The following is a 24,040-nucleotide window of genomic DNA, read 5'->3' as shown; positions in this document are numbered from 1 at the left end:
ATCGAGGAGGAGACGTGGCTGAGATCGACTGGCAGCCGCTGCACGAGCGGGCTGTGGAGATGACCCGGCGCTCCTACGCGCCCTACTCCGGCTATCCGGTCGGGGTGGCCGGGCTCGTCGACGACGGGCGCGTGGTCGCGGGGTGCAACGTGGAGAACGCCGGGTATGGCGTCACGCTCTGCGCCGAGTGCGGCATGGTGTCCGAGCTGGTCGCCGGTGGCGGCGGTCGGCTGGTCGCGGTGTGGTGCGTGAACGGGCAGGGCGAGACGATCATGCCGTGCGGACGCTGCCGCCAGCTCGTGTGGGAGCACGGGGGCGCGGACTGCCTGCTGCAGACGCCGCAGGGCGTGCTGCGGATGGACGAGGTGCTGCCCCAGGCGTTCGGGCCGGAGGACCTCGACCGGGGCTGAGAGCGCGCCGGACCTCCCGGCGTGCACAACGGCCCTAAAACGGCATACCCGCAGGAAGGGTGTCAATGTGCACGCCGGCCGGTCCGGGTCTCGGCGGGCCGCGCCGTGCTCTGTGTGCGAGCCTGATGCCATGGATCAGCTCCTGGTGAAGCTCAAGCAGCCGGGTGAGTGCGCGTTCTCCTACGCCTGTGCCTTGCTCCAGGAGGATCATCACGGCAGCTGGCTGCTGCTTGAGCGGGGGGCGGCGTGGCACGCGCCGCACGACCAGGGTCACCTGGCGTTTCCCGTCGTCGTGCTGATCCCCCGTGCCGACTGGTGGGTCGCCTGGTGGGTGCCCCGGTCGGAGGATGAGCGTCTCGAGGTGGACGTCTGCGTGCCGGCGCAGCGGCGAGGGACGGGCTGGAGCTTCGTGGATCTCGAGCTGGACGTCTTCCTGCATCGGGACTCGGGCGAGGTCACGGTCGAGGACCGCGACGAGTTCGACGAGGCGGTGGAGCTCGGGGTGATGTCGCCGGACCACGCGAGGGAGGCCGAGCGGGTCACCGGCGAGCTGGTCCGGCGGCTCGAGGAGGACACCGCCGCGTGGGTGGCCGAGGGTTGGGCACTCCTGGACGCAGCCCAGGTCCGGACACGGTCGTGAGGACCTATCGCCCGGACGTCGCGCCGTACCGTTCGGCGTGCACCACGAGGCCTACGGTCGGCATACCGGCTGGATGGGGGAGCGTTGTGCACGCCGGGAGGTCCGGCGCCGGCGGGACGTGTCGGGCTCGACGGCGCGGGAAGGCCAGACGGACGAGACGCGGGTCTCAGGAGGACGCGCGACCCGAGAGCCGAGACGTGGCATACCCGATAGCGGCGACGGCCGCCGCGCCGACCAGGGCGCGCACGACCACGTGACGCACCCGCCGGCTCAGGCTCCGCGAGAGCCCCATGGCGACCATGCAGACCACCCCGAGGGCCGCTCCCGCCACGCCGAGCAGCACCGCCACACCGATCCACCAGACGTGTAGGTCGGGCCGGCCGAGGTCGTAGACGGAGGGGGACGGCGTGCCGAGCAACGGGTAGAGGACCACCAGGGCGGTGGTCGCCGAGACGATCCCCGGCAACATGCGGTGCGGTGCCTGGTGCCACCCGTCGTGGTGGGCCTCCCAGGCGATGATCGGGCCGGCGAACGGGAAGGTCGTCAGCCCACCGAAGACACCCGAGATGATGCCGGCGAAGGTCAGGTCCTCGGTAGCCTCCCGGCTGCGCTCGTAGCGCCGGCCCACCGCGGTCCCGATGCCGCCACCGAGGGTCCGAGAGGAGCCTCCGGCCCGACCGAGCCACCGCCGGCCAGGCCCAGCAGGCCGTAGCCGAGCGCGCGGCGCGGCGGCACCTCGCCCTCGATCACCTCAGCGACGAAGTTTGGGTCGTCGCCGGTCAGCCCCGTGCGGTGGTGCACCACGCCCACCGCCGCACCGGCCGCGAACCACGATGAGCACGCCGGTGAGCGAACCGGTGAGCAGGCCGAGCGGAGCACGTCCCTCGTCCCAGAGCAGGCTGGTGACGAGGTGCTCGACGCCGAGGTAGACGACGCAGGCCAGCCCGGCGAGGACGCCCACGGCGACCGAGCCGACCAGCACCCGCCAGAAGTGCGGCCGCGCCGAAGGGCTGGTCGCTCACGAGCCGGCGGAGGCGCCGCCGAGCAGGCAGGCGCGGGGCAGGCCCGCCTGCAGCGCGAGCTGGGCCGCCTCGGGGCTGCGCGCGACGTAGAGCGCCTGCCCGCCGAGCCCCGCGACCCGCTCCTGCAGCGGCGCGATGGTCCCCGCGTCGACCACCACGCGACCCTGCTCCGGCGGCAGGAAGGTGTCCTCCCCGAAGGTGCCGGACCGGTCGGTGCGGGCGACCTTCGTCACGTCGACCGGGCGCTGGCTCATCGCCTCGGCCAGCAGCCGGAGCGTCCCTGCGCCCTGCCCCGTGGGCTCACCGCCGTCGACGGGTGTGGAGAAGCGCACCTCGGAGGTGCCACCCTGGGTGTCGTCCGGGGCCGGGGTCGGCGCGCTCGCGGTGACCGTGGTGCCCTCGGTGACCTCACGGCCCTCGGTGACCTCCTGCAGGACCCACTTAGCCTGCCGGTCGCGGGTCATGACCGCGTAGGTGAGGGCTGGCTGCTCGTCGTCCAGGCGGGCCTCGGCGGCCACCACCAGGGCGGCCGGGTCCAGCCCGACCGCCAGGCTGGTAGCGCAGGCCAGGACGGCCTCGATGCGCGGCGCGGTCACGGAGGCCACGACGCGCTCGTTGCGCACCGCCACGATGGTCGGGAACATGGGCTGCGGTGCCGACGTCCCAGTGCGAGAACGCCGCAGCAGGTCGGTCACCGGAAGAGCGACGAGGGTCATGATGTCAGCGATGAGCACGCGCGTCAGGATGTCACACCGGCGGGAGCGGCGGATCGCCCCGACGACGAGGGGGGCATGATGGCCGGTATGCAGCGCGGCAAGCAGGTGCCCTGGGCCGGGATCATCTTCGGGATCATCCTGCTGAACATCTTCACCGACATCGATCTGCCGGTCGTGCCGATCATCATCGCGGCGGTGGTGATCAGCATGGTCACCGGCTCCCGCCGGACCCGGTCGGTGGGCAGGTCGGGAGGCGGGCAGCCACCGCCGCAGCCGAATTCGTCGCCGCAGCCGCAGGACGACGACCAGCTGCCGCGCATCGACGTGCCCCGCTTCCCCGGCGACACCCCTCCGCCGCCGCTGCCGTCGCAGCGACAGGAGAGTGGGAGCGAGCAGGCTCCGTCGCCGTACGCCTCGCCGCCGAGCCTCGCGCCGCCGGAGTGGGGTCGCTCCACGCCGCAGCCGACCCCCGGTCCGGTGACGGGCGCGACCGCGGGCGGAACGGCATACCCCAGCAGCACCTCGACCGACCCCGTCGTCTCTCTCGGACAGCTCAACCTGAGCAGGCTCGCGCGCGAGCTCGACACGGCGGCCCGCGGTGGGGCGAGCGGAGACGTGACGCGGCTGTTGGGCGAGGTCGACGACGTGGTGCAGCGCTCGCAGAGCATGCTGGAAGGTGCGGCGGGAAGCCCGGGCAGCGGGCGCAGGGAGTTCGAGGCGGGGCTGCGCCGGCTGGAGCGCGAGGTGGACGCCGCGCGTCGCGAGCAGCCGCCGGGGTCGCGGGTCGGGCGGGTCGTGCGGACCTGCACCTCGATGGGCCAGACTGGGCGCTATGAGTGAATCCTTCGACGCCGTCGACATCATCCGCACCAAGCGTGACGGGGGTCAGCTGAGCCCTGAGGAGATCGCGTGGGTGATCGACGCCTACACCCGGGAGGTCGTGGCCGACGAGCAGATGTCGGCGCTGGCGATGGCGATCCTGCTCAACGGCATGGACCGCCGCGAGATCAGCGACTGGACCGCCGCCATGATCGCCTCGGGGGAGCGGATGGACTTCTCCTCGCTGTCGCGGCCGACGGCCGACAAGCACTCGACCGGCGGGGTCGGCGACAAGATCACGCTGCCGCTCGCGCCGCTGGTCGCGGCATGCGGCGTGGCCGTGCCGCAGCTCTCCGGGCGGGGTCTGGGCCACACCGGCGGCACGCTGGACAAGCTGGAGGCCATTCCCGGCTGGCGGGCGGGCCTGTCCAACGAGGAGATGATGGACCAGCTCGAGGATGTCGGTGCCGTCATCTGCGCAGCGGGGTCCGGCCTGGCCCCGGCGGACAAGCGGCTCTACGCCCTGCGCGACGTGACCGGGACCGTTGAGGCGATCCCGCTCATCGCCTCCTCGATCATGAGCAAGAAGATCGCCGAGGGCACCGGCACGCTCGTGCTCGACGTCAAGGTCGGCTCCGGGGCGTTCATGAAGACAGAAGAAGACGCGCGCGAGCTCGCCGAGACGATGGTGGCGCTGGGGCAGGACGCCGGCGTGCACACGGTCGCCCTGCTCACCGACATGTCGACCCCGCTCGGGCTCACCGCCGGCAACGGCGTCGAGGTCGCCGAGTCGGTCGAGGTGCTCGCCGGAGGCGGCCCGCAGGACGTCGTCGACCTCACCGTGGCACTGGCCCGGGAGATGCTCGAGGGCGCCGGCGTCACCGACGTCGACCCAGCGGACGCGCTCGCCGACGGCCGCGCCATGGACGTCTGGCGGCGGATGATCGAGGCCCAGGGAGGTGACCCGGACGCCCCGATGCCGAAGGCGAAGGGGAGCCAGGAGGTCCTCGCGGACGCCGACGGGGTGCTCACCCGGCTGGACGCACTCGCCGTGGGTGTCGCGGCATGGCGGTTGGGCGCCGGTCGCGCCCGCAAGGAGGACCCGGTGCAGGCCGCCGCCGGCGTGGTGCTGCACGCCAAGCCCGGCGAGGAGGTCAAGAAGGGTCAGCCGCTCATGACGCTGCACACCGACGAGGAGCAGCGGCTCGGCCGGGCGACCGAGGCGCTGGAGGGGTCCTGGGCCATCGGCACCGCCGACCAGGTCGAGACCGCCGACAGCATCGTCATCGACCGCGTGAGCTGACCCGCCGCCCGGTCACTCCGACCGGACGCACGGTATGCACGCGCTGGCCGCGGTCGGTCGATCCACGTGCGCGGTCGGTCGACCCCACCGCGCGGTCAGTAACCCTCGCCCTCGGCGCCGGGAGCGTCGGCGCCCGGCTCGGGCACGACCAGCGTCCCCTCCTGCTCGCGCTCGCGCGCTCCCGCGAGCAGGGCGTCGGTGGAGGAGGTCCCGATCCGGGTGACGCCTTCGGCGACCATCGCCAGCAGGGTGTCGATGTCGCGGACCCCGCCCGAGGCCTTCACCTGCATCGTGTCCGGGATCGTGGCCCGCATGAGCCGCACGTCCGGCAACGTCGCGCCACCGCCGGCGAAGCCGGTCGAGGTCTTGACGAAATCCGCCCCCGCGTCCTCGCTCGCCCGGCAGGCCGCCTCCTTCTGCGCCTCGTCGAGCAGGGCGGTCTCGAAGATGACCTTCACCAGGACTCCGGCCGCGTGGCCGGTCTCGACGACCGCGGCGATGTCCTGCTTGACCGCCTCGACGTCACCACCGCGCAACCGCCCGATGTTGAGCACCATGTCCAGCTCGGTCGCGCCGTCGGCCAGCGCCTGGCGCGACTCAGCCACCTTCGCGGCGGTCGAGGTGGTGCCGTGCGGGAAGCCGATGACCGTGCATACCCGGGTCTGGTGCCCCTCGACCGCCTGCAGCGCCAGCCGGACGTCCGAGGGCCGGACGCACACCGACCAGATCTCATCCTGCGCCAGCTCGCGGCAGTTCTGCTCGACCTCCTGCGGCGTGAGCTCGGGCTTGAGCAGCGCGTGGTCGATGAGGTCGGCGACGTCCTGCGCGGTCAGGCTGGTCCCGGGGGCGATGATGTGCGACATGACCACCACTCTAGGATGACCGCTATGCCGACGATGCTGCGGCCGGTCCGGGTGCCCGGGACCGGGGAGAAGCTGATCCAGGAGCTGGCCGGTTCTGCGAGCACCGGGCACGACGGTGTCTCGGTCGCGCGGATGACCGCCCCGGCGGGGTGGGACGAGCCGGGCCAGCGGCCCGAGTTCGACGAGGTGACCTACGTCCTGGCCGGTCACCTCGTGGTCGAGCACGAGGACGGTCAGGTCGACGTCGGCGCGGGGGAGTGCGTGCTGACCCGCGCCGGGGAGTGGGTCCGCTACTCGGTCGGACCCGGCGGCGCGGAATACCTCGCCGTCTGCGCCCCCGCCTTCACCCCCGAGCGGGCGCACCGCGATGAGTGAGCTGGGCGCCGAGCAGATCCGCGCGCTGCCGAAGGTGCTGCTCCACGACCACCTCGACGGCGGCGTGCGCCCGGCGACGGTGCTCGAGCTGGCGCAGGAGCAGGGGTATGCCGCGCTCCCGGCCGACGACGTGGCGTCCCTGTCGGCGTGGTTCGCCGAGTCCGCGGACAGCGGCTCCCTGGTGCGCTACCTCGAGACCTTTGCCCACACCGTCGGGGTGATGCAGACGGCAGACGCGCTGCGGCGCACGGCGCGCGAGTGCGTCCTGGACCTGGCGGCGGACGGCGTGGTCTACGCCGAGGTCAGGTATGCCCCCGAGCAGCACCTCGAGGGGGGCCTGGGTCTCGACGAGGTCGTGGCGGCGGTCAACGAGGGGCTGCGGGACGGCGAGCGCGAGGTGGCGCAGGGTGAGGCGGAGGCACCGGCCGGACGCATCCGGGCGCGGGCGATGCTCACCGCGATGCGGCACGCGGCGCGCAGCAGGGAGATCGCCGAGCTGGCGGTCCGGCACCGTGACAGCGAGGTCTGCGGCTTCGACATCGCCGGCGCCGAGGACGGCTTCCCCCCGACCCGGCACCTCGGTGCCTTCGAGTTCCTGCGGCAGGCCAACGCGCACTTCACCATCCACGCGGGCGAGGCCTTCGGGCTGGCCAGCATCTGGGAGGCGATCCAGTGGTGCGGGGCCGAGCGGCTCGGGCACGGCATCCGGATCGTCGACGACATCACCCTCGACGGGTCACCGGTCACGGACGACCTCGCGGGGGCCATCGCCCGGGCGCAGGAGGAGCCGGGCGCCTTCGCGCTCGGCGAGCTGGCGGCATACGTCCGGGACCGGCGGATCCCGCTGGAGATGTGCCCGAGCAGCAACGTGCAGACGGGTGCGGCGCCCTCGATCGAGGAGCACGCGATCCGGCTGCTGGACGCACTGCGCTTCCGGGTGACGCTCAACACCGACAACCGGCTGATGAGCGCGACGTCGATGAGCCGCGAGGCGCAGCTCCTCGTGGAGCGCGGCGGCTGGGGCCGGACCGAGCTGCGGCGGGTCGCCGTCAACGCGATGAAGTCGGCCTTCCTGCCCTTCGACGAGCGGCTGGCGATCATCGAGGACGTGCTCAAGCCCGCCTACGACGGCTGACCGAGCACCCGGGCGCGCAGGGCGTCGGCGCGCTCCAGCCGCTCCTCGTCGCGGCGCCGCCGCTGCGCGAGCACGCTGGCCATGACCTGCTCCGGGTGGGCGCCGGCCGGCGGCGGGGGAGCGACGTGGCCGAGCACGGCGGCATACAGCTCGCTGCCGGTCTGCGCCCGGGCGGCCGGGGTGAGCGTCCCGGCCCGGGCCAGGAACTGCCGGGTCGCCACGACGAGGCTGTCGGGCAGCACCCCGATGTCGGCGCGGGCCACCCAGTCGGCCAGCTCGGGGGCTGTCTGCGGAGGGGTGAGCATCCGCAGCCGCACCCGGTCGTGCACGACGTAGGTGCCGGCGAGGAAATCACCCAGGCGCTTGGCCCGCTCGTTGGTCATGGCGGTGATGAGCGCGACGCTGCCGAGGGTCATCCAGAGCTCGACGGTGCCGGCCAGCGCGCGGATGATCGCGTGCCGCAGGCCGATCGGGCCCGTGTCGTCCCGGACGGTCCGCAGCCCCATGACCATCTTGCCCACGGTGCGGCCACGGGTGAGGGTCTCCAGCGTGATCGGCACCCCGGCCATGACCAGCGCCACCACGACGATGGCGAAGACCTGCCCGAGGGCGGCGTCGGCGGCGAAGACCTCGCCCGGCACCAGCCAGACGAGCAGGAAGACGCCGACGGCCACGAGGAGCAGGTCGATGATCCCGGAGACCATCCGGGTCGGGACCTGGGCGGCGGGCAGCTCGATCTCGACCGCCTCGCTGGTCACGAAGCGCTGGGCCTCGAAGATCCCCCGCGTCGCCATGGCCGCACTCTATCCCTGGGGCCGGCGGTGATGGCCTACCGTGGTCCCGTGGACCTTGATGCGCTGGTGGGGCGGCGGAGCGCGGCGTGGGAGCGGCTGGACCGGCTCTCGCGGGAGCGCCGGCTGGACGGCGCGCAGGCCGACGAGCTGCTCGACGGCTACCAGCGGGCCGCCACGGACCTGTCGGTCGTGCGTTCCAGCGCCCCCGACGCCACGGTCGTGACGCACCTGTCGACCCTGGTGGCACGTGCCCGGGCCCGCGCGGCGCGCGTGCCGACGATGTCCTGGGCGGGCATCGGCCGCTTCTTCGCCGAGGACTTCCCGGCCGCGCTCTACCGGTTGCGGTGGTGGTGGGGGATCACCGCCGCGGCCAACGTCGTCGTCGGCCTGGTGCTGGGGTGGTGGCTGGTGCAGAACCCGGTCGTCGAGCAGTCCCTGCTCAGCACCGAGCAGGTCACCGAGCTGGTCAACGTCAGCTTCGAGTCCTACTACTCCGAGCACGCGGCGAGCAGCTTCTCCACGCTGGTCTGGGTCAACAACGCCTGGGTGGCGGCGCGCTGCATCGGCATGGGCGTGCTCGGTGTGCCGGTGATCTGGCTGCTGTGGCAGAACATCGCCAACGTCGCGGTCATCGGCTCGCTCATGCACCGGCACGGGCGCGCCGACGTCTTCTGGGGGCTCATCACGCCGCACGGTCTGCTCGAGCTCATGGCGATCTTCGTGGCGGCCGGGGTCGGGCTGCGGCTGTTCTGGGCCTGGGTCGCGCCCGGGCGCCGGACCCGGCTGGCCAACCTCGCGGCCGAGGGCCGCACCGCGGCCGGTGTCGCGATCGGGCTGGTCTTCGTCCTGCTGCTCTCCGGCGTCATCGAGGGCTTTGTCACGCCCTCGCCGCTGCCGACGTGGGCGCGGGTCGGGATTGGTGTCCTCGCCCTGCTGCTCTTCTTCGTGTATGTCTTCACGCTCGGCCGGCGGGCGGCGCTGCGGGGTGCGGACGGTGACGTCGGCGAGGAGCTGCAGGCGGCCTCCGCGCCCACCTCTGCCTGACCGGCATACCTCCCAGGCGTAGGACGACGCAGTCCGTGACCGGGAGGCCGAGGCGGTGCCGCCGGTCGACGCAGACCGTGCGGCCGCTCGGGGGAGCGGGAGAGTCAGAGCAGGCCCTGGGCCTTGAGCGCCAGGTAGTGGTCGGACAGGGCCACGGGCAGGTCCTCGGGCGACTCGTCGAGCACGGTGACGCCGAGCTGCTTCAGCGCGACGGCGGTGCGGTGCCGCAGCGACTCGGTGCGCTCGGCCGCGGCGGCGGCGTAGGTCTGCTCGACCCGGTCGGTGCCGGTCCGGATGTCCTCCAGGGCCGGGTCGGCGACCGAGGCGACGACGACCCGGTGGTGCGCGGTGAGGCCGGGCAGCACCGGCAGCAGGCCCTCCTCCAGGGCGGCGGGCTCGAGCGGGGTGAGCAGCACGACGAGCGCGCGGCGGCGGGTCAGTGAGGTCACCGCCCCGGCGAGGAGGGGCCAGTCCGTCTCCAGCAGCACCGGCTCCAGCGGCGCCATCGCCGTGACGAGCTGGTGCAGCAGCCCCGAGCGGCCGGCCGTGGTGCCCGAGCCGACCCTCGCCCGGATGCTGCGGTCCCCGGCGACCAGGTCGACGCGGTCGCCCGCCCGGGAGGCGAGCGCCGCGAGGAGCAGCGCGGCGTCCATCGCGGCGTCGAGCCGCGGCTCGTCACCGATCCGGGCGGCGCTGGTGCGGGCGGTGTCGAGGACGAGGATGACGCGCCGGTCGCGCTCGGGCTGCCAGGTCCGCACCACGACGTGCTGGCGCCGCGCCGTGGCCCGCCAGTCGATCGAGCGCACGTCATCGCCCTCGACGTAGTCCCGCAGCGAGTCGAACTCGGTGCCCTGACCCCGGGTGCGCACCGCGGACCGACCATCGAGCTGGCGCAGCTGGGCCAGCTTGGCCGGCAGGTGCCGTCGCGACCGGAAGGGCGGCAGCGAGCGCACCACCCCGGGCACGGGCGTGGTCCGCTGGCGTCCACCGAGGCCCAGCGGGCCGAAGGTGCGCACCGTCACCCCCACCGCAGGGCGGTCGCCGCGGCGGGTCGGCCGCAGCGCGGTCTGCACCGTCCGCCGCTCACCGCCCGGCAGGTCCAGCGGGTGCCGGGTCGGCTCCTGCGCACCGGCCGAGGGGACCCACGCGTCCCGGAGAAGCCCCCGGACACGTCGCGAGCCGGGGTTGGTGACCGTCAGCGTCGTCCGCGTCTCCTCGAGCAGCCGCACCTGCGGCACCGGGGCGCGCTCGAGCAGCAGCGAGCGCGGCGCGGGCGCCAGGGCGACGTCGGCGGCGACCAGCACCGCGACCCCGAGCAGCCACGCCGCCGCCACGGCTCCGGCGGAGTCCGGCCACAGCACGACCGGCACCAGCCCGAGCAGGGCTAGCGCCACGACGGGACCACGGACGACCATCGCAGTGCCTGGTCAGCGGGGGACGGGGACGCTGGAGAGGACCGAGTCCAGCACCGAGTCGCTGGTCACGCCCTCGAGCTCGGCCTCCGGGCGGAGCGCCACCCGGTGCGCCAGGGTGGCCCGGGCCAGCGCCTTGACGTCGTCCGGCGTGACGAAGTCGCGCCCGGACAACCACGCCCAGGCCCGGGCCGTGCCCATGAGGGCGGTGGCGCCGCGGGGGCTGACGCCGAGCTGCAGCGAGGGCGCCTCGCGGGTCGCCCGGGCGAGGTCGACGACATACCCGATGACCTCGGGGGAGACCTGCACCTCCCGGACGGCGGCCGCACCCGCCGCGAGGTCCTCGGGGGTGGCGACCGCGCGCACCCCGGCGGCAGCGAGGTCGCGCGGGTCGAAGCCGGCCGCGTGCCGCTCCAGCACCTGGGTCTCGTCCTCGCGCGGCGGCAGCGGCAGCGTGACCTTCATGAGGAAGCGGTCCAGCTGGGCCTCGGGGAGGGGGTAGGTGCCCTCGTACTCCACCGGGTTCTGCGTCGCCGCCACGAGGAACGGGGTGGGCAGCGGACGGGATGTCCCGTCGACGGTGACCTGGCGCTCCTCCATGGCCTCGAGCAGGGACGACTGCGTCTTGGGCGGGGTGCGGTTGATCTCGTCGGCCAGCAGCAGGTTGGTGAAGACCGGGCCGGGGCGGAACTCGAACTCGCCGCGACCGCTGTCGTAGACCATCGACCCGGTGACGTCCCCGGGCATGAGGTCGGGGGTGAACTGCACCCGCTTGGTGTCGATCGACAGGGCCGCGGCCAGCGTGCGCACCAGCAGGGTCTTGGCGACGCCGGGCACACCCTCGAGCAGGATGTGGCCGCGGGCCAGGAGCGCGACGATGAGACCGGACACGGCCTGGTCCTGCCCGACCACGGCCTTGCCGACCTCGTCGCGGACGGCGTGGAGCGCCGTGCGGGCGGCCTCGGCACGGTCGGCGGAGGGGCCGGGCGAGGTCGGGGCGGGCCCCTCCGGCGGCGTCGTCGGGTCGTGCTGGTCGGTCATGGTGTCCTCTCGCGAGTCGGTCGGGGCGCTGGTGCGCCACCAGGAGCGGGTTCGGGGGTCGCCGGTCCGGAGACGGCCGGTGCGGCTGCCCGCGTCGTGGGTCGCCGCACCTGCGCCTCGAGGTCGTGGATCTCCCGGACCAGGCGCACGAGGGAGGCGTCGTCGGGCAGCGCCGGCGCGTCCACGAGCAGCCGGCGGGCCCGGGCGTCGTCGGTGTCGGTGGCCCCGCTCACCGCCCGCACCATGGCGTCCGGGCCGGCACCGGTCGGCAGACCCAGCACCGGCGCGATCCGGCGTCGCGCCCCGGCCTGGACGGCGCGGGCCGCGTGGTCGCGGTCGTGCGCCTGGTGGTAGAGCCGGCCGCGGCTGAGGGTGGTCTCGGTGGCACGGACCACGGCGGGCAGCGGCTCGGTGACCACCGCCCCGAGGCGTCGTCCCTGCCAGAGGGCGAGGGCCAGCACACCGCCGGCGACGACCCACAGCGCGGCGGTGAGGTTGCGGGGCAGCACGTCCCACAGCGAGGAGGCGGCGTCCAGCCCGGCGTCGCGCGGTTGCGGTAGCACCCACAGCAGCCGGTCGCTGGCACCCAGCGCACGCAGGGCCAGCGCCGCGTTGGCCTCCTCGGTGATCTGCGCGTTGGTCCAGGCCGGGCCGGTGCCGGCGACCACCGTCACCGGCCGGTCCGGCTGCGCCTCGAGGACGAGCAGGGCGCCCTCGCGCGCGCCGCCGGCGTTGTGACCCGCCCCGGGCGGGTAGCACGCCGTGGTCCCCGCCCGGTCCTCGCCGCCGGCCGAGAAGAGCACGTCCCACCCGACGACCCGGTCGCCCTCGCGGACCAGCGGGTGCGAGCAGTCCGCGGCGACGGAGATGCCGGACCCGCTGCTCGTGTCGACGTCGAGCCCGAGCGCGGCGCCGACGTCGCGGCCCGGGTCGTCGGTAAGCACGACCAGGCGGTCGAGTCCCGCGGTCGCCAGCTCGGCGAGCAGGTCGGGCCCGCTCTCCGGCCCGAGGTATGCCGTGTGCGGCAGCAGCATCGACGTGCCGGGACCGAGGTCGGCCGGGTCGAGCTCGCTGGTCCCGTCGACGATCTCCACCTCCACGCCCTGGGACACCAGCACCTCGTGCAGCGCCTGTGCCCCGTCCGGGCCGGGGTTCATCGGGTGCAGCAGCTCACCTGAGCGTGGGGTCGTCAGCATCGCTGCCACGACCACGGCGGCGAGGGCGAGCAAGGCCCACGGGGCATACCGGCGCAGCGCCCTCACGACGGCACCGTCGAGCGCGGTGCAGCCGCCGCGAGCTCGGGTCGTGAGTCCAGCAGCCGCTCGTCGAGCGCGAGCACGGCCTGCGCCTGCTCGGTGCTCGCGCGGTGGTCGCCGTAGCGGACCGCGTCGAAGACGTCGCCGGCCCGCCGCAGGTCGTCGGCGTGCACCGGGAAGACGGGGGAGAGCTCCTGGGCCACCTCGTGCGCGGTGCGGCCCGGGCGGTCGTCGAGCAGCGTGCGCTCGATGGCTCCGGCGGCAAGCGCCCGGTAGCCGTCGAGGACGGCCTCGTCGCCCCGTCCCGCCGACAGCGCCTCCCGGGCGCTGGTGCGGTAGTCGGCCGCGGAGCGCCGCGCACCGCCCAGGACCGGTCCCGCAGCGGCCTGCGGGGCGAGCCGTCCCGCGCGCCACCGGTCGCGGCTGGCGAAGACCAGGACGGCCGCCACCGCGCAGAGCACCAGACCGAGCACCGCCCACGTCGTCCACGGGGGCAGCGCGCCCAGGTCGGGGACGTCCGGCAGCTGCTCGACGAACCATCTCCAGGCCCGGGTCAGCCAGGGCTCCTGCAGCCGGTAGTCGCCGGACTCCAGCTCCTCGGTCAGCAGGCGTCGCGCCTCGTCCCGGTCCGGGTCGAGCGGAGCGACGGGCAGGGTGTGTCCCGTCTGCCGGGGCGAGGGCATACCGGTCGTCCTGGTCAGCCCGACCGCTGGGCGGCCCGCGCCTGCGCCGACCGCACGAGCGAGACGTCCAGACCCTCACGCCGGATGCGCTGGTCGAGGTAGAGCAGCGCGGTGACGCCGGCGGTGAACGGGATGGTCAGGGCACCCACCACGAGCTGGAGCGCGTGGTCGGTGACGAGCGCGGCCGGGCTGAGCGGGTCGAGCCCGGCGGGTCCGAGGGCCGCGATGAGGGCACCGGTGATCGGCACCTGGATCACGCCGGCCAGGATCGCGGTGACGATGCCCGCGAGCATCGTGATGCCGACGATGCGCCAGCCCTGGCCACCCGTGGAGAGGGTCCAGGCGCGGGCGATGCCCCGCCAAGGGCCGACCCGCTCCAGCACCACGGGTGCCGGTGCGAGGCTGAGCCGGCAGGCCGCCCACACGAGACCGACGAGCGCCCCGAGGCTGAGCAGGACGACGAGGAGGATCGACAGCGCGCTGTCCCCGAGCGCCGCGACGATCAGCACGATCAGCAGGACCAGGGCCACGACGGCGATAACGGTCATGAGGCCGATGAGCAGCACGGTGCCGACGAGCGCGAGCAGCCGGCTGCGGACGGCCCGCCAGCTGTCGCCCAGACCGGCGCGGTCGCCGAGGACGGCCTCCCCGACGACGTGCACGATCATGCCGGTGAGGGCGATGGAGGACAGGCCCGAGAAGATCCCCCCGAGCGTCAGCTGCAGCGCCTGCATGTCGAGGTCGCTCATGCCGGTCAGCACGTTGCCCAGGAGCAGGGAGAGCAGCAGCGAGGGGACGAGCAGGACGGCGAGCACGATGAAGCCCATGCCGATGGTGGCCTCGGGGTTGCGTCGCATCGTCTGCAGCGCACCACCGAAGATGTCGCCCAGGGTGAGCGGGCGCAGCGGCACGACGCCGGGCTGGTGCATCCGGGCGAGCTGCTCGGGCGGCAGCTGCTGCCACTGCGGCTGCTGCTGCCACTGCTGCGGGGGAGCCGGCTGCTGCCACTGCTGCGCGCCCGGCGCCTGTCCAGGGGGCGGGTCCATCGGACCCGGGGGCACCGGCGGCGGCAGGGGCGTGCGGTCGGGTGGTCCTTGGCCGCCGGGCGGCGGGCCGAAGGGTGGCTGGGTCATCCCCCTGCTCCTCGGTCGGTCTCTCGTGGCGGCGTCGCCGGTGGTCGTTGGAGTCCCCCGGCCCGAGCCTCTGCCTCGCGTGCGGTCATCGGTGCGGCACCGAGCGCCTGCTGTGCGGCCACGATACCCGGCTCGGCGCGGCGCAGGACGTGACCCCGCCGCCACAGGGTGAGCGGGGGCTTGCGGCGCTGGGCGAGGTCGCGCGCCAGGCGCCGGGCGAAGGTCTTCCAGGGCTGGTTGCGGATGCACCAGGCGCCCGCGAGGAGGCCGCGCTCGCGCAGCCCGGCCACGACGTGGGCGGCGAAGATCCCCTCGGCGACGACGACGGTATGCCCGTCGCGGCGCACCTCGTGGGTGCCGCTGACGGCCGAGCGGCCGATGTCGTAGACCGGCATGTGCGCGGTGCCCTGGCGGCACAGCTGCTCGAGCGCGTCCAGGGCGGCCTTGCCGTCCCACGAGTCGACGTGGTCCCAGTCCGGCAGGCCCAGAGGACTCATCGGCAGACCGGCGTCCGTGCCCTCGCGGTAGAAGTCGTCGAGCTGGACCACGGGCCAGCCGTGGCGGGCGTGCAGGCGGGAGGCGAGCCGCGACTTCCCGGCGCCGCTGGGGCCGGCGAGGACGAGCACGCGGGCAGGAGGAGGGGCCGGGTCCATGGGCGGACAGTCTAGGAGGGTGCCCGACGGGCCCCGACGGCTGCTCAGGGGAGGATCGCGACGAGCGCCAGGCAGATCGCCGCCCCGAGGACGACGATCGCCGGCCAGGCCAGCCGCGTCCGCGCCGCCTCGAGGCCACCGTGCAGCTCTCCGCCGTCCAGCCGCCAGCGCTGCAGCGCGCGCTGCGCCTCGTCGGCCACCCCCTGCGCCGTCGCTCCCGCGTCGCCGCGCCGGCGGGTGGTCTCGGCGAAGTCGTCGATCTGCTGACGCCGGACGCGCTCCCGCTTGGCCGGCACGGCCCAGGCGCTGTGCCGCCGGCCGGCGGTGTCGTGCAGCTCCAGCGCCCACTGGTGGGTGATCTCGTCGACGGCGGCGAAGGGCACGGACGTGTCCGCCACGACGTTGGCCAGCAGCACGCCGTCCTCGCGCAGCACGACGTGCGGTCGCAGGAAGAGTGCCCAGGCCACGGCGGCGATGCCGAGGACGAGGGCGACCGCTCCCAGCAGTCCCTCGGTGCGGCCCGACCCGACGTCCCAGATCGTCAGGGCGGCCAGGACCGCGGCACCGGCCACCATGAGCCATCCCAGGATGCGGGCCGGCAGGGTCCGATAGACACCGATGACCTCACCGGTGAGTCCCTGGTCGTCCTGCTCCACGCCCCGATCCTAGCCCGGTGGGGGCAGGCTCCCGTGGTCTCAGACGGCGGTGAGCTCCTGCATGCCGGCGCGCACGGACGCGAGCCGTCGGGCCGCCTCGTCCCGGGCCGCCGCCAGCGCGGCCCGCTCCTCAACGGGCACGACGGCCTCGAGGTAGACCTTGAGCTTGGGCTCGGTGCCGCTGGGCCGCACGATGACCCGGGTGTCGTCTTCGAGCAGGAAGCGCAGCCCGTCGGTCGGCGGCAGCCCGTCGACACCGTCCGCGAGATCCTCGGCCCGGGCCACCGGGACGCCGCCCAGCTCCTGCGGCGGCTGCTCCCGCAGCCGCGCCATGACCGGCGGGATCTGCGCCAGGTCGCTCACCCGCACCGAGAAGGCGTCGGTCTGGTGCACGCCGTGCCGTTGCGCCAGGTCGTCGAGCAGGTCCGCTAGGGTGCGGCCCTGCTGCGCGAGGGTGGCGGTCAGCTCGGCGGCCAGGAGCGCCGCGGTGACGCCGTCCTTGTCCGGGACCGTGGCCGGGTCGACGCAGTATCCGAGCGCCTCCTCGTAGCCGTAAGCGAGGCCCGGCACCCGCCCGATCCACTTGAAGCCGGTCAGGGTCTCCACCGGCTCCAGCCCGGCCTCCTGCGCCATCGCGCCGAGCAGCCGGGAGGAGACGATCGAGCGGGCGAGGACCGGGCGGTCGCCGCCGGCGCGACCCCGGTCGATCACGTGCTGGCCCAGCAGCGCACCGACCTCGTCGCCGCGCAGCATCCGCCAGCCGTCCCCGTCACGGACGGCCAGCGCGCACCGGTCGGCGTCCGGGTCGTTGGCGATGACGAGGTCCGGCTGCACCTGCCCGGCGAGCTCCAGGGCGGCGTCGATCGCGCCCGGCTCCTCGGGGTTGGGGAAGGCGACGGTCGGGAAGGCCGGGTCTGGCTCGGCCTGGCTTGCCACGCGCTCGGGAGCCGGGAAGCCGGCCCGCTCGAAGGCCTGCTGCACCACGTCGGACCCGACGCCGTGCAGCGCGGTGTGCACGAGGGAGAGGTCGCGCGGGCTCTCCGGGTCGAGCACCGCCACGGCGCTGTCGAGGTAGGCCTCCAGCACCTCCTCGCCGAGCGTCTCCCACCCGTCGGTCGCCAGCGGCACGGACGCGACCGCGGTGACGGCGTCGATCTGCTCGGCGATGTCGCGGTCGGCGGGCGGCACGATCTGCGACCCGTCGCCGAGATAGACCTTGTAGCCGTTGTCCTGCGGCGGGTTGTGGCTGGCGGTCACCATGACGCCCGCATCCGCGCCGAGATGACCGATCGCGAAGGCCAGCACCGGCGTCGGCAACGGCCTGGGGAGCACCATGGCCCGGCCACCCGCCGCGGTCACCACCGCGGCGGTGTCGCGGGCGAAGACGTCGGAGTTGGTCCGGGCGTCGAAGCCGATGACGACGGCCGGGCCCGGGGTCGCGTCGCCCTGCTCCTCCAGCTGCTGCCGCAGGTATGCCGTGAGGCCGGCCGCGGTGCGGATCACCACCGCGCGGTTCATCCGGTTCGGGCCGGCGCCGAGCTCGCCGCGCAGCCCGGCGGTGCCGAACTCGAGGAACCCGCTGAACCGGTCGGTGAGCTCCTCGACCGCCTGCTCGTCGCCACCCTCGGCGCGCTCCAGCAGCTGCTGCAGCTGCTCCCTCGTCTCGGGGTCGGGGTCGTCCTCCAGCCAGGCGCGGGCGGTGGTCAGCAGCTCGTCGATCTCGCTCATGGGGCACTCCTCGCGAAGCGGTGGTGGGTGGGGGCGGTACGGGTGTCGCCGGCGGTGGGGGATGGTGCCGGGTCTCGCGGCGCCGGGTCGGTCAGATGCGCTCGACGATGCGGGCGAGCAGCTCGCCGCTGCGCTGGGCCGCGGCCTGGCCGGCGTCGATGACCTCCTGGTGGTCCAGCGGCGTCTCGCTGACTCCGGCCGCCGGGTTCGTGACCAACGAGACCCCCAGCACCTCGAGCCCGGACTGCCGGGCGGCAATGGCTTCGAGAGCGGTCGACATACCGACCAGATCCCCACCCAGCACCTTGGCCATCTGGACCTCCGCGGGGGTCTCGTAGTGCGGCCCGGGGAACTGGACGTAGACGCCCTCGTCGAGGCTCGGGTCGACCTCGCGGGCGATCTCGCGCAGGCGGGCGGAGTAGAGGTCGGTGAGGTCGACGAAGGTCGCGCCCTCGATGGGCGAGGTCGCGGTGAGGTTGAGGTGGTCCTTGATGAGGACCGGCGTGCCCGGCGCCCACTCGGGGCGGAGCCCGCCGCAGCCGTTGGTGAGCACGATCGCCGAGCAGCCGGCGGCCGCGGCGGTGCGGACCGCATGCACGACCGCACGCACGCCCTTGCCCTCGTAGAAGTGGGTGCGGGTGCCGTAGACCAGCACCCGCCGACCGTTGGCGAGCGGGATCGAGCGCATGGTGCCCGAGTGCCCGGCGACGGCCGCGGCGCCGAATCCGGGCACGTCGGCGTGGTCCACCTGCGCGTCGGCCTTCCCGAGCGCGTCGGCGGCGGGCTTCCAGCCGCTGCCGAGCACGAGGGCGATGTCATGGCGCTGGACGCCGGTCCGCTCCGCGATGGCGGCGGCCGCGGCGGCCGCGACGTCCTGGGGGTCGGTGGCGGGATCGCTGAGGTCGAGGGGTGCACCAGTAGTCACAAGGTCAGGGTAGCGATGATTGGATGGGGGCGTGAGTGCTGCCAACAAGTCCGTCGTCGTCATCGGGGGAGGCCCCGGTGGTTACGAAGCCGCGCTGGCCGCTGCGCAGCTCGGCTCGGAGGTGACGGTCGTCGAGCGCTCGGGCCTCGGCGGTGCCGCCGTGCTCACCGACTGCGTGCCGAGCAAGGCGCTCATCGCGACCGCCGACTTCATGGACCGCTTCAGCGCCGCCAAGCGGATCGGCGTGCACTTCGACGGCGCGCATGTGCCGGGTGACCAGGGGGTCACCGCGCACATCGCCGACGTCAACACGCGCATCATGGACCTCGCGCGGGCCCAGAGCCGTGACATCGGCGAGCGGCTGGAGTCGGCGGGGGTCGAGGTCATCCAGGGGGCGGGCAGCCTGCTCGGTGCCGGGAAGGTGCAGGTCGTCGAGGGGGTCGAGGACGTCGCGTCGGGGGAGGAGCCGGCGCCGCACGACCACGACTGCGACGCGGTGCATCCGCGCCGGGAGATCCAGGCCGACCTGGTGCTGGTGTCGACCGGCGCCCGACCGCGGGTGCTGCCGAGCGCCGAGCCGGACGGGGAGCGAATCCTCACCTGGCAGCAGATCTGGAACCTTCGGGAGCTGCCCGAGCACCTCGTCGTCATCGGGTCCGGTGTCACCGGGGCCGAGCTGGCGCACGCCTACCTCGGGCTCGGCTGCCAGGTCACGCTGATCTCCTCGCGCGACCGGGTGCTGCCCGGTGAGGACGCCGACGCGGCCAACGTCGTGGAGGAAGTCTTCCGACGACGGGGTATGACGGTGCTCAACCGGTCCCGCGCCGGTGCCGTGCGACGGGAGGGCGACGGCGTGGTGGTCACTCTGGAGGACGGGCGCGAGGTCGAGGGCAGCCACGCGCTGCTCGCGGTCGGCTCGATCCCCAACACGACCGACATGGGCCTGGAGGAGGCCGGGGTGCGGCTCAGCCCGTCCGGTCACGTCGAGGTCGACCGAGTCTCGCGCACCAGCGCCCCCGGGGTGTATGCCGCCGGAGACTGCACGGGCGTCTTCCCGCTGGCCTCGATCGCGGCGATGCAGGGCCGGATCGCGGTCGCGCACGCCATGGGTGACGCGGTGGCGCCGCTGTCGCTGGGCAAGGTGAGCTCCAACATCTTCACCGACCCGGAGATCGCGACGGTCGGCGCCAGCCAGGCCGACGTCGACGAGGGCCGGGTGGACGCACGCGCGGTCATGCTGCCGCTGTCGAAGAACCCCCGCGCCAAGATGCAGAACCTCCAGGACGGCTTCGTCAAGCTCTTCGCCCGCTCGGGCAGCGCGACGATCGTCGGGGGAGTGGTCGTGGCGCCGCGGGCCAGCGAGCTGATCTTCCCGATCGCGCTCGCGGTGGCCAACCGGCTCAACGTCGACCAGTTCTCGGCGACCTTCACGGTCTATCCGTCGATGAGCGGCTCCCTCTCCGAGGCCGCCCGGCAGCTGCACGAGATCGCCGACTGACCCGACCGAACGCGCCATATGTCGTGACTGGCCGCACGAGATGCCGTGTCTGGCCGCACGGTTTGCTGTGACTGGCCGCACGGTTTGCTGTGACTGGCCGCACGGTTTGCTGTGACTGGCCGCACGGTTTGTTGTGACTGGCGGCACGCTTTGTCGTGACTGGCCGCGCGGTTTGTCGTGACTGGCATCGCCGTTTGCGGTGTGCTGCCCTCAGTGCGCGCATGGCGCCGTCGGGCCGCATATCGCGCGGCCGGTCACGGCATACCGCGCGGCCGGTCACGGCATACCGCGCGGCCAGATACAACAAACTGCGCGGCCAGTCACGACATATCGCGCGGCCAGTCAGTCCTTGAGCTCACAGAGGACGGCGCCGTTGGTGACGGTGTCGCCCACCGAGGCCGAGAGGCCGGTGACGGTGCCGCCCTTGTGGGCCTTGATCGGCTGCTCCATCTTCATCGCCTCGAGGACCACCACGACGTCGCCCTCGGCGAGCTCCTGGCCCTCCTCGACGGCGATCTTGACGATGGTGCCCTGCATCGGCGCGGTCACGGCGTCGCCCGACGCGGCTGCTCCGCCGCCCCCACCGCGGCTGCGCTTGGGGGCCTTCTTGCGGCCACCGGCGGCCCCGCCGCCACCGCCACCGAGCGCCAGCCCGGCCGGCAGCGACACCTCGAGGCGCTGGCCGCCGACCTCGACGACGACGTTCTGCCGCTCGCCCTGCTCGCCGGGGTCGTCGGCGGTCGGGCCGGAGTAGGGCTCGATCTGGTTGTCGAAGTCGGTCTCGATCCAGCGGGTATGCACGCTGAACGGCTGGTCGGCGTCGTCCGGTGCGTAGGCGGGATCGGACACGACGGCCCGGTGGAACGGCAGCACGGTCGGCATCCCGGACAGCTCGAACTCGTCGAGCGCCCGGCGGGACCGCGCCAGCGCCTCGGCCCGCGTGCGGCCGGTCACGACGAGCTTGGCCAGCATCGAGTCGAAGGCACCGGCAACCGTGTCGCCCTCGACGACTCCGGAGTCCAGGCGCACCCCGGGACCCGACGGCGGCCGGAAGACCAGCGCCGTGCCCGGCGCCGGCAGGAAGTCGCGACCGGCGTCCTCGGCGTTGATCCGGAACTCGATCGAGTGCGCGTGCGGCTCGGGATCGTTATACCCGAGCTCCTCGCCGTCGGCGATGCGGAACTGCTCACGCACCAGATCGACGCCGGTGACCTCCTCGGTCACCGGGTGCTCGACCTGCAGGCGGGTGTTGACCTCAAGGAAGGAGATGTCGCCCTCGGGGCCGACGAGGAACTCGCAGGTGCCGGCACCGACATACCCCGCGGCGCGCAGGATCGCCTTGCTCGCGCGCACCAGCTCGGCGTGCTGCTCGTCGGTGAGGAAGGGCGCGGGGGCCTCCTCGACGAGCTTCTGGTTGCGACGCTGCAGCGAACAGTCGCGCGTGGAGACGACGACGACGTTGCCGTGCTGGTCGGCGAGGCACTGGGTCTCGACGTGCCGCGGGCGGTCGAGGAAGCGCTCGACGAAGCACTCGCCGCGGCCGAAGGCGGTGACCGCCTCGCGCACCGCGGAGTCGAACAGGTCGGGGATCTCCTCCATCGTGCGGGCGACCTTGAGGCCGCGTCCGCCACCGCCGTAGGCCGCCTTGATCGCGACCGGGAGCCCGTGCTCCTGCGCGAAGGCGACGACCTCGTCCGGGCCCCCGACCGGGTCCTTCGTGCCGGGCACGAGCGGTGCCTCGGCCTGCAGCGCGATGCGCCGCGCCTTGACCTTGTCGCCGAGGGAGTCGATCGCCTCGGGGGAGGGGCCGATCCAGGTGAGCCCGGCATCCATGACGGCCTGGGCGAAGGAGGCGTTCTCGGCGAGGAATCCATAGCCGGGGTGCACCGCGTCGGCGCCCGCCTGCCGCGCGACGTCGAGCAGCTTCTCCTGCAGGAGGTAGGACTCCCCAGGGGTGCTCCCGCCGAGGGAGTAGGCCTCGTCGGCGACCTTCACGTGGAGCGCGTCGCGGTCCGGGTCGGCATAGACGGCCACGGAGCCCAGCCCTGCGTCGCTGCAGGCGCGGGCGATGCGCACGGCGATCTCGCCGCGGTTGGCAATGAGGACCTTGCTGATCGGCATGGAGGTCACCCTAGCCCTACCGGCGCGCCGCGTGCGGCACCTGCCCGCCTGCCGTCGCGGCACCTCCAGGGTATGCCGTCAGGACAGGCGCGCGACGTCCTTCGCGCAGCGCTTCTCCAGCTCGTCGAGCTCGCGCAGGCTGTCCTCGATGTCGCGGCGGCGCCGCTCGAGGTCGACCCGGCGGTCGCCGATCTGGGAGAGCAGGTAGCGCAGCTGACCCACCTCGCCCGGCTGGTCGTCATACATGTCGAGGATGGTGGCGATCTCCTCGAGCGAGAACCCGAGGCGACGACCGCGCAGGATCAGCGCCAGGCGGGTGCGCTCGCGCCGGTGGTAGATGCGGCGCTGACCCTCACGGTCCGGCGAGAGCAGGCCGAGGTGCTCGTAGTGGCGCAGGGCCCGGTGGGTGACGCCGTAGTCGTCAGCCATCTGCGCGATGCTCCACGTCGTCGTGTCGTCAGTCACGGTTGTCCTTACGTCAAGGTGTGGTGAGCACCATCTTGCTTGACCTTCGCGTCAACGTCAAGGAAGATGTGAGCAGACGTGGCGCGTGTCGTGACGCGCCGGCCCCTATCCGTCGCCAGGCAAGGAGTGCGAACGACGATGTTCGAACTGACCCAGGACCACGAAGACTTCCGCGGGCTCGTGCGCGAGTTCGCCGAGGCCGAGGTGGCGCCGCACGTCGAGACGTGGGACAAGGAGTCGCACTTCCCGACCGAGCTGGTGCCCAAGATGGGCGAGCTCGGGCTCTTCGGGCTCAACGCCCCGGAGGAGTTCGGTGGGGCGGGCACCGAGCACGGCGGCTTCACCTACACCTGCCTGGCCATCGAGGAGCTCGGCCGCGTCGACCAGTCGATCGGCATCACCCTGTCCGCCGGGGTCGGCCTGGGCATCAACCCGATCCTGTCCTACGGCAGCCAGGAGCAGAAGGAGCGCTTCCTGCCCGACCTGCTCGCCGGTAAGACGCTCGCCGGGTTCGGCCTCACCGAGCCCGACGCCGGCTCCGACGCGGCGGCCAGCAAGACCCGCGCCCGGCTCGAGGACGGCCAGTGGGTCGTCAACGGGGCCAAGGCCTTCATCACCAACTCCGGCACCGACATCACCTCCGTCGTCACCGTCACCGCCAAGACCGGCGAGGACGAGAACGGCAAGCCCGAGATCAGCGCGATCATGGTGCCCGCCGGCACCGACGGCTTCATCGTCGAGCCGCCCTACCGCAAGCTCGGCTGGCACATCTCCGACACCCACGGGCTGACCTTCGAGGACTGCCGGGTGCCCGAGGACCACCTGCTGGGGGAGCGCGGCGAGGGCTTCAAGCAGTTCCTCAAGACCCTCGACGACGGCCGTATCGCGATCTCCTCCCTCGCCGTCGGCTGCGCCCAGCGGATGCTGGAGGAGTCGGTGGCCTACAGCAAGGAGCGGATGGCCTTCGGCAAGCCGATCGCGGTCAACCAGGGTGTCTCCTTCCAGATCTCCGACCTGGCCGTCATGGTCGAGGCCGCACGGCAGCTGACCTACAAGGCGGCCTGGCTCAAGGACGAGCAGGAGGCCGGCAAGCGGTCGGTGGCCGAGGTCAAGCAGGCGGCGGCGATCGCCAAGCTCTACTCCACCGAGGCGGCGGTCACCGCGACCCGGATCGCCACCCAGATCTTCGGCGGCAACGGCTTCATGGAGGAGTACCCCGTCGCCCGGTTCTACCGCGACGCCAAGATCCTCGAGATCGGCGAGGGCACCTCCGAGGTGCAGCGCATGGTCATCGCCCGCGGCCTGGGCCTGCCGGCCCGCTGAGCCCTCTCGCCCCGGTCTGGACCTG

The 24,040-nt window shown here is 73.5% G+C and carries 25 protein-coding genes; 9 read left to right on the top strand and 16 right to left on the bottom strand.

The features are described 5' to 3' along the window. The first annotated feature begins 14 nt into the window (after positions 1-14). Together AC5PYY_RS15415 and AC5PYY_RS15410 are read left to right on the top strand one after the other, a co-directional pair. Positions 15-410, top strand: a complete 396-nt coding sequence (locus AC5PYY_RS15415) for a cytidine deaminase (RefSeq protein WP_493897659.1) — start codon at positions 15-17, stop codon at positions 408-410. Between the two features lie 130 nt (positions 411-540). Further along, positions 541-1,050 carry a DUF402 domain-containing protein gene (locus AC5PYY_RS15410; protein WP_493897658.1) on the top strand — a complete coding sequence of 170 codons (510 nt, stop codon included), beginning with the start codon at positions 541-543 and terminating at the stop codon, positions 1,048-1,050. Positions 1,051-1,216: 166 nt separating this feature from the next. Here AC5PYY_RS15410 and AC5PYY_RS15405 read toward each other — a convergent pair whose 3' ends face one another. The 3 genes from AC5PYY_RS15405 to AC5PYY_RS15395 all read right to left on the bottom strand — a co-directional run bounded on the left by AC5PYY_RS15405 (position 1,217) and on the right by AC5PYY_RS15395 (position 2,806). Continuing rightward, positions 1,217-1,678, bottom strand: a complete 462-nt coding sequence (locus tag AC5PYY_RS15405) for a chloride channel protein (RefSeq protein WP_493897657.1) — start codon at positions 1,676-1,678, stop codon at positions 1,217-1,219. A gap of 123 nt (positions 1,679-1,801) precedes the next feature. Then, positions 1,802-2,032 carry a hypothetical protein gene (locus tag AC5PYY_RS15400; protein ID WP_493897656.1) on the bottom strand — a complete coding sequence of 77 codons (231 nt, stop codon included), beginning with the start codon at positions 2,030-2,032 and terminating at the stop codon, positions 1,802-1,804. 36 nt (positions 2,033-2,068) lie between these two features. Beyond that, positions 2,069-2,806 carry a hypothetical protein gene (locus tag AC5PYY_RS15395; protein WP_493897655.1) on the bottom strand — a complete coding sequence of 246 codons (738 nt, stop codon included), beginning with the start codon at positions 2,804-2,806 and terminating at the stop codon, positions 2,069-2,071. A 57-nt stretch (positions 2,807-2,863) separates the two neighbouring features. On the opposite strand from AC5PYY_RS15395, the gene AC5PYY_RS15390 reads away from it, so the two are divergent. Then, positions 2,864-3,628, top strand: a complete 765-nt coding sequence (locus tag AC5PYY_RS15390) for a hypothetical protein (RefSeq protein WP_493897654.1) — start codon at positions 2,864-2,866, stop codon at positions 3,626-3,628. Continuing rightward, positions 3,621-4,910 (top strand): thymidine phosphorylase, encoded by a 1,290-nt coding sequence (locus AC5PYY_RS15385; protein ID WP_493897653.1) that lies wholly within the window; start codon positions 3,621-3,623, stop codon positions 4,908-4,910. The genes AC5PYY_RS15390 and AC5PYY_RS15385 overlap by 8 nt, the downstream gene beginning before the upstream one ends. Positions 4,911-5,005: 95 nt before the next feature. Here the strand turns inward: AC5PYY_RS15385 and deoC are convergent, their stop codons facing one another. Further along, positions 5,006-5,773, bottom strand: coding sequence for a deoxyribose-phosphate aldolase (gene deoC, locus AC5PYY_RS15380; RefSeq protein ID WP_493897652.1), 768 nt, complete (start codon positions 5,771-5,773; stop codon positions 5,006-5,008). A gap of 24 nt (positions 5,774-5,797) precedes the next feature. On the opposite strand from deoC, the gene AC5PYY_RS15375 reads away from it, so the two are divergent. Both AC5PYY_RS15375 and AC5PYY_RS15370 read left to right on the top strand, forming a co-directional pair. Then, positions 5,798-6,148 (top strand): cupin domain-containing protein, encoded by a 351-nt coding sequence (locus AC5PYY_RS15375; RefSeq protein ID WP_281965887.1) that lies wholly within the window; start codon positions 5,798-5,800, stop codon positions 6,146-6,148. Continuing rightward, positions 6,141-7,283: an adenosine deaminase gene (locus AC5PYY_RS15370; protein ID WP_022924969.1), complete on the top strand. Its 1,143-nt coding sequence runs from the start codon at positions 6,141-6,143 to the stop codon at positions 7,281-7,283. Before AC5PYY_RS15375 ends, AC5PYY_RS15370 begins: the two co-directional genes overlap by 8 nt. On the opposite strand, the gene AC5PYY_RS15365 is transcribed toward AC5PYY_RS15370, so the two are convergent. Then, positions 7,271-8,077 (bottom strand): RDD family protein, encoded by an 807-nt coding sequence (locus AC5PYY_RS15365; RefSeq protein ID WP_493897651.1) that lies wholly within the window; start codon positions 8,075-8,077, stop codon positions 7,271-7,273. The genes AC5PYY_RS15370 and AC5PYY_RS15365 overlap by 13 nt on opposite strands. A gap of 48 nt (positions 8,078-8,125) precedes the next feature. Between AC5PYY_RS15365 and AC5PYY_RS15360 the strand changes: the two genes are divergently transcribed. Beyond that, entirely contained in the window at positions 8,126-9,121 is a 996-nt protein-coding gene (locus AC5PYY_RS15360; RefSeq protein WP_075812913.1) for a stage II sporulation protein M, read from the top strand. 104 nt (positions 9,122-9,225) lie between these two features. Here AC5PYY_RS15360 and AC5PYY_RS15355 read toward each other — a convergent pair whose 3' ends face one another. From AC5PYY_RS15355 to AC5PYY_RS15315, 9 genes are all read right to left on the bottom strand, one after another. Further along, the gene (locus AC5PYY_RS15355; protein WP_493897650.1) at positions 9,226-10,536 is read right to left on the bottom strand and encodes a DUF58 domain-containing protein; all 1,311 of its coding nucleotides are present in this window, start codon (positions 10,534-10,536) and stop codon (positions 9,226-9,228) included. Positions 10,537-10,548: 12 nt separating this feature from the next. Next, entirely contained in the window at positions 10,549-11,574 is a 1,026-nt protein-coding gene (locus AC5PYY_RS15350; RefSeq protein ID WP_493897649.1) for an AAA family ATPase, read from the bottom strand. Further along, positions 11,571-12,836 (bottom strand): DUF4350 domain-containing protein, encoded by a 1,266-nt coding sequence (locus AC5PYY_RS15345; RefSeq protein ID WP_493897648.1) that lies wholly within the window; start codon positions 12,834-12,836, stop codon positions 11,571-11,573. The genes AC5PYY_RS15350 and AC5PYY_RS15345 overlap by 4 nt, the downstream gene beginning before the upstream one ends. Beyond that, a complete protein-coding gene (locus AC5PYY_RS15340; RefSeq protein ID WP_493897647.1) occupies positions 12,833-13,513 on the bottom strand; it encodes a DUF4129 domain-containing protein in 681 nt (226 codons plus the stop codon). The genes AC5PYY_RS15345 and AC5PYY_RS15340 overlap by 4 nt, the downstream gene beginning before the upstream one ends. 14 nt (positions 13,514-13,527) lie before the next feature. Further along, on the bottom strand, positions 13,528-14,646 hold the full coding sequence (locus AC5PYY_RS15335) for a hypothetical protein (protein WP_493897646.1): 1,119 nt from the start codon (positions 14,644-14,646) through the stop codon (positions 13,528-13,530). Continuing rightward, positions 14,643-15,299 (bottom strand): uridine kinase family protein, encoded by a 657-nt coding sequence (locus tag AC5PYY_RS15330; protein ID WP_493897645.1) that lies wholly within the window; start codon positions 15,297-15,299, stop codon positions 14,643-14,645. Before AC5PYY_RS15330 ends, AC5PYY_RS15335 begins: the two co-directional genes overlap by 4 nt. Positions 15,300-15,343: 44 nt before the next feature. Next, a complete protein-coding gene (locus AC5PYY_RS15325; RefSeq protein ID WP_493897644.1) occupies positions 15,344-15,955 on the bottom strand; it encodes a hypothetical protein in 612 nt (203 codons plus the stop codon). A gap of 39 nt (positions 15,956-15,994) precedes the next feature. Then, positions 15,995-17,683, bottom strand: a complete 1,689-nt coding sequence (locus AC5PYY_RS15320; RefSeq protein ID WP_493897643.1) for a phospho-sugar mutase — start codon at positions 17,681-17,683, stop codon at positions 15,995-15,997. A gap of 91 nt (positions 17,684-17,774) precedes the next feature. After that, on the bottom strand, positions 17,775-18,608 hold the full coding sequence (locus AC5PYY_RS15315) for a purine-nucleoside phosphorylase (protein WP_493897642.1): 834 nt from the start codon (positions 18,606-18,608) through the stop codon (positions 17,775-17,777). 31 nt (positions 18,609-18,639) lie between these two features. Here AC5PYY_RS15315 and AC5PYY_RS15310 point away from each other — a divergent pair, with 31 nt between their 5' ends. After that, on the top strand, positions 18,640-20,106 hold the full coding sequence (locus AC5PYY_RS15310; RefSeq protein ID WP_493897641.1) for an NAD(P)H-quinone dehydrogenase: 1,467 nt from the start codon (positions 18,640-18,642) through the stop codon (positions 20,104-20,106). A gap of 342 nt (positions 20,107-20,448) precedes the next feature. On the opposite strand, the gene AC5PYY_RS15305 is transcribed toward AC5PYY_RS15310, so the two are convergent. Then, positions 20,449-22,227: an acetyl/propionyl/methylcrotonyl-CoA carboxylase subunit alpha gene (locus AC5PYY_RS15305; RefSeq protein ID WP_493897640.1), complete on the bottom strand. Its 1,779-nt coding sequence runs from the start codon at positions 22,225-22,227 to the stop codon at positions 20,449-20,451. Positions 22,228-22,305: 78 nt separating this feature from the next. Further along, on the bottom strand, positions 22,306-22,692 hold the full coding sequence (locus AC5PYY_RS15300; protein ID WP_493897639.1) for a MerR family transcriptional regulator: 387 nt from the start codon (positions 22,690-22,692) through the stop codon (positions 22,306-22,308). Positions 22,693-22,830: 138 nt separating this feature from the next. Between AC5PYY_RS15300 and AC5PYY_RS15295 the strand changes: the two genes are divergently transcribed. Then, the gene (locus AC5PYY_RS15295) at positions 22,831-24,015 is read left to right on the top strand and encodes an acyl-CoA dehydrogenase family protein (RefSeq protein ID WP_493897638.1); all 1,185 of its coding nucleotides are present in this window, start codon (positions 22,831-22,833) and stop codon (positions 24,013-24,015) included. The last annotated feature ends 25 nt before the right edge of the window (positions 24,016-24,040 follow it).

Source organism: Serinicoccus sp. JS2-9 (assembly GCF_059025165.1).
Note: the sequence above shows the minus strand (reverse complement) of the source record. Positions and strands in the feature narration are given on the sequence as shown.

Excerpts from the sequence above, each read along its gene's own strand:
- AC5PYY_RS15410 (WP_493897658.1), top strand. The coding sequence starts at position 541 with ATGGATCAGCTCCTGGTGAAGCTCAAGCAGCCGGGTGAGTGCGCGTTC.
- AC5PYY_RS15390 (WP_493897654.1), top strand. The coding sequence starts at position 2,864 with ATGATGGCCGGTATGCAGCGCGGCAAGCAGGTGCCCTGGGCCGGGATC.
- AC5PYY_RS15385 (WP_493897653.1), top strand. The coding sequence starts at position 3,621 with ATGAGTGAATCCTTCGACGCCGTCGACATCATCCGCACCAAGCGTGAC.
- deoC (WP_493897652.1), bottom strand. The coding sequence starts at position 5,773 with ATGTCGCACATCATCGCCCCCGGGACCAGCCTGACCGCGCAGGACGTC.
- AC5PYY_RS15375 (WP_281965887.1), top strand. The coding sequence starts at position 5,798 with ATGCCGACGATGCTGCGGCCGGTCCGGGTGCCCGGGACCGGGGAGAAG.
- AC5PYY_RS15370 (WP_022924969.1), top strand. The coding sequence starts at position 6,141 with ATGAGTGAGCTGGGCGCCGAGCAGATCCGCGCGCTGCCGAAGGTGCTG.
- AC5PYY_RS15365 (WP_493897651.1), bottom strand. The coding sequence starts at position 8,077 with ATGGCGACGCGGGGGATCTTCGAGGCCCAGCGCTTCGTGACCAGCGAG.
- AC5PYY_RS15355 (WP_493897650.1), bottom strand. The coding sequence starts at position 10,536 with ATGGTCGTCCGTGGTCCCGTCGTGGCGCTAGCCCTGCTCGGGCTGGTG.
- AC5PYY_RS15350 (WP_493897649.1), bottom strand. The coding sequence starts at position 11,574 with ATGACCGACCAGCACGACCCGACGACGCCGCCGGAGGGGCCCGCCCCG.
- AC5PYY_RS15340 (WP_493897647.1), bottom strand. The coding sequence starts at position 13,513 with ATGCCCTCGCCCCGGCAGACGGGACACACCCTGCCCGTCGCTCCGCTC.
- AC5PYY_RS15335 (WP_493897646.1), bottom strand. The coding sequence starts at position 14,646 with ATGACCCAGCCACCCTTCGGCCCGCCGCCCGGCGGCCAAGGACCACCC.
- AC5PYY_RS15330 (WP_493897645.1), bottom strand. The coding sequence starts at position 15,299 with ATGGACCCGGCCCCTCCTCCTGCCCGCGTGCTCGTCCTCGCCGGCCCC.
- AC5PYY_RS15320 (WP_493897643.1), bottom strand. The coding sequence starts at position 17,683 with ATGAGCGAGATCGACGAGCTGCTGACCACCGCCCGCGCCTGGCTGGAG.
- AC5PYY_RS15305 (WP_493897640.1), bottom strand. The coding sequence starts at position 22,227 with ATGCCGATCAGCAAGGTCCTCATTGCCAACCGCGGCGAGATCGCCGTG.
- AC5PYY_RS15295 (WP_493897638.1), top strand. The coding sequence starts at position 22,831 with ATGTTCGAACTGACCCAGGACCACGAAGACTTCCGCGGGCTCGTGCGC.